Consider the following 272-nt stretch of genomic DNA (forward strand, 5'->3'; position numbering starts at 1 on the left):
TCCAGGGCCAGCGCCATCGCGATCATGATCCGCTGGCGCATACCGCCGGAGAACTGGTGCGGGTAGTCGGTGACCCGCTGCTTGGCGGCCGGGATCCGCACCCGGTCCATCAGCTCGACGGCCTTGGCGAAGGAGTCCTTCTTCGACATGCCCTCGTGCACCCGGAAGACCTCGCCGAGCTGCCAGCCCACCGAGAAGACCGGGTTGAGCGCCGACAGCGCGTCCTGGAAGATCATCGCGATCTTCCGGCCGCGGATCTTCCGGCGCTCCTC

At 67.6% G+C, this 272-nt stretch carries 1 protein-coding gene; it reads right to left on the minus strand.

Annotated features, from left to right (window positions below):
* On the minus strand, positions 1-272 hold a 272-nt coding region (locus AA75_RS30410; RefSeq protein WP_033823527.1), incomplete at both ends, for an ATP-binding cassette domain-containing protein.

It is taken from the genome of Kitasatospora sp. MBT63, from assembly GCF_000710465.2.
Lineage (GTDB): Bacteria > Actinomycetota > Actinomycetes > Streptomycetales > Streptomycetaceae > Kitasatospora.